This window comes from Sphaerochaeta sp. S2 (assembly GCF_016406725.1).
Classification (GTDB): domain Bacteria; phylum Spirochaetota; class Spirochaetia; order Sphaerochaetales; family Sphaerochaetaceae; genus Sphaerochaeta.
In genome coordinates this window covers 1-1,480 of record NZ_JAEKNT010000369.1, presented here as the reverse complement: position 1 = coordinate 1,480, position 1,480 = coordinate 1, and the positions used below count along the sequence as shown (strand labels likewise).

Below are 1,480 nucleotides of genomic sequence, written 5' to 3'. Positions count from 1 at the left end.
GGGTGGATCCATTCCTACTGAATACATTCCATCCTGTGACAAGGGATTCCAGATGGCCATCAAGAAGGGTGCTCAGCTCGGATTCCCCGTACTTGGTGTGAAGGCTGTTGTCAACGATGGTGCTTGGCACCCGGTTGACTCATCAGACCAGGCATTCCAGACTGCAGCCCTTAGTGCATTCCGTGAAGCGTTCGAGAAGGCCAAGCCGGTCATCCTCGAGCCGATCATGAAGGTCGAGGTAGTTGCACCCAACGAATTCCAAGGTTCGGTATTCGCTTCAGTCAACCAAAGACGTGGTCTGATCATCAGCTCCACCGAGGATAATGCAATGAGTACTGTTATTGCTGAAGTTCCCCTCTCTGAAATGTTCGGATATTCCACCGTTCTTCGCTCCCTCACCCAGGGTAAGGGCGAATTTACCATGGAAATCGGGAAGTACGGCAAGGTGCCGGTAAGCGTTTCCGAGCAGTTGAAGAAGGATTATCAGGAGAAGCGGAAGAAAGAACAGAAATAGTGTTTCTTCCTGCAATCCCAAGCCCTCCATGAGGATAAACCCTCCTGGGGGGTCTCTTTTTGCCCTTTTCTGTAAAAAAGTACCATTTTGTGATTTTCCATAGTATACTAGGGATGAACCTAAAAATTACTTGGAGGTGAGCGCTATGGTAATTCAAGAGTTAAACGAACTGAGTCCTCTTCGCGTATTTGAGCAGTCTTTGGACGGTGGACTTGGTCGTGGGAACCTCGGGGTCCTTGTTTCCCGTCACGGTGTTGGCAAGACAGCCTGCTTGGTCCATCTTGCTACTGATAAGCTACTGAGAGGGGAGCATGTCATTCATGTCTCGTTCTCTGGAAATGTAGAACATGTCATCAACTGGTATAAGGAAGTATTCAGGGAAGTCTCTGATGGCCGTACCCTTGATGATGCAGCGACCGTGTACAACAATATTCTCAGTAACCGTGTGGTCATGAATTTCAGCCAGGAGAATGTCACCATTGATAAGGTGCTTTCCAGTCTGGAAACCTTGATCAATCATGGGAGTTTCAAGGCAGACGCCATTCTCTTCGACGGATACAAGCTAACCGTGGCGACTGAGGATGATGTTCGGAAGATCAAGCAGTTTGCACAGAATATGAATCTGGAGGTATGGTTCAGTGTATCTCCTGTTCGCTCCGATGTTGTTTATGATAAATATGGTGTTCCTAATACCATGCAAAAATATATCGATTTGATTGATGTCCTTATTGGCCTTATTTACAATGAGGAACGTGACAAGGTGGTAATGACGGCCGTGAAGGCCCGCGAGGGGGTATACGAGAAGCCTATGGGCGTAAGTCTCGATCCCAAGACCATGCTCATTTCCAAGTAGTGTTCAGAAGAAGGCCGCGTTTGCGGCCTTCTTTTCAATAAATCGATACAGGAGACCGGCTTCAGGAGGCCGGTCTTCATTGTTTACACTGGTGTTACGCTCCTGTTATGTCC

The 1,480-nt window shown here is 48.0% G+C and carries 1 protein-coding gene and 1 pseudogene; both read left to right on the top strand.

Translation table 11 applies throughout. The annotated features are described in order from the left end of the window. Positions 1 to 514, top strand: a pseudogene (fusA, locus tag JF818_RS10870) (elongation factor G); the annotation flags it as partial. Positions 515 to 659: 145 nt separating this feature from the next. Then, positions 660 to 1,367, top strand: a complete 708-nt coding sequence (locus JF818_RS10865) for a hypothetical protein (RefSeq protein WP_198892035.1) — start codon at positions 660 to 662, stop codon at positions 1,365 to 1,367. The last annotated feature ends 113 nt before the right edge of the window (positions 1,368 to 1,480 follow it).